At 48.8% G+C, this 1,573-nt stretch carries 1 protein-coding gene; it reads left to right on the top strand.

All coding sequences use genetic code 11. From position 1 onward, the window contains the following. Positions 1–363 precede the first annotated feature (363 nt). On the top strand, positions 364–600 hold the full coding sequence (locus VZT47_RS10315; protein ID WP_330224874.1) for a hypothetical protein: 237 nt from the start codon (positions 364–366) through the stop codon (positions 598–600). Positions 601–1,573: the final 973 nt, after the last annotated feature.

The raw sequence follows: 1,573 nt of genomic DNA, 5'->3' as shown, positions 1-1,573 counted from the left end.
ATCACTCTTCTCTGATATCCCTTTTACTGGGGCCGGACAGCCCCCGCGTCTTATCTGAAATACATGGTCTTCAATCAATCATGGCTGTCCGGTTTTTCAGTTCTCTTTCTTCTGTTCTCCTGTTCCCGGCGCATTCTGCTGTGCAGGGAACAGTGAGCTGTTCTCCAATGTGTTAATGCCGCTTCCTTATCCGGGCATAATCCGGCCGTCCCGTTTTCATGGAAAACAGGCATCGCTCAGATTTTTCCCGGGCGGGGAATGCTTTGTCAGGTCAGTATGGGTTTTGGCGGTGATGCCAGGTGAGCTCTCCGGCAGAACGGACAGTTCGGATCCTGCATCGAGAGGCATGTCTGAAGTGGCAGAATGAATGTGATCGTCCGGCTCTTCAGGGGGGTGGCGCAGGCCCGGCACATTATTCCGCGGAAGGCGGCAATGGCTTTGCTGCAGGCGCTTGGTTTGCCGGCTTTGGTCGGCAGGCGGGTTGGTTTCGTGGGTGAAAAAGATAGGTTTTTCTTTGCAGAAATGTTTCTGACGGTGTTCTCTGACAATAAACGGCTTTCGTATTTTGTTCTGGTCTTCATTTTACATATCCTTCAGTAAGTCTTGTCTCACGTCTTTTCTTATGCACACGTCTTGCAGCTTATAAAACTCTTCTTTTCTCTGGCAGTATTTCAGTCTGTCTTAAGTCTTATACAAGTCTTTCTTCATGCATATCGTTCTTTCGGTCTAATCTTTTTTTTCTGTCTTCAATCTCTCCCTGACGCTTCTTGCCGCGCCCGGGTTATTCCCTGATTTTCCTCCTTTCTCTCTTTCAGGATTTTCCTGAGCCAATGCATTCCGGAAATGACTTTTCCATGAGGAAAACTCAGTTCCGATTTCTCAGAGACTCTTCAGAAAGCACGTTCTTCAAAGCTCTTATCTGCAATTCTATCGCGATTCCGAAATTTGTAAATACAGCTGGAATTTGGGGGAAATGGCCGCAGAATTACAGATTTTGAGTGAAAACCGGTCGTGTAATGCTGGGTAATTTTTCACCAGAAAAATTAAATATGCTGTTTTATGTTACATCTGCCGGGCCGGTGAAAATATCGAAAAAGTGTGAGATACATCTCATTTTAAAATTTTGACCAGCCATGAACCCGCCTGAGCAAGGCATCCCCCTGGGTTTGGGGAATCAGACAGCACCTGAGCAAGAGCAGAATTGCCGTCATTAGGCCAGGCCAAAGAAGTCCGTGACTGCCGGGCTCATTTCAGGCTGATGCTTCCAGTGAGCATGGAAATGCCTGATGCTGCCTGTCTGCTCACGTGCTTGGATCAGACGGAGCTTCGCGTGCGGGAAATACCCTGAAAATATCGAAAAAGGTGTTGACACGAATTTCCTCAATACTTATTATATGCATGTGCATGCAATAAAACCGGCCGGCAGGCCGGATGTTCCGGAACAGGGGAAGGTCATGGCAGCAAATGACGGCGGGAAGTGCGAGGGCGTCTGCCCGGCGCTTGAGAGGTGGATAAAGGAGAGCAGCAGCTTCCGGAGAAGGGAGAAGGCGTTGGAGGACCGGGTCCGTGAGGT

The sequence above is a fragment of the Dialister sp. genome, assembly GCF_036343215.1.
Lineage (GTDB): Bacteria > Bacillota > Negativicutes > Veillonellales > Dialisteraceae > Dialister.
Note: the sequence above shows the minus strand (reverse complement) of the source record. Positions and strands in the feature narration are given on the sequence as shown.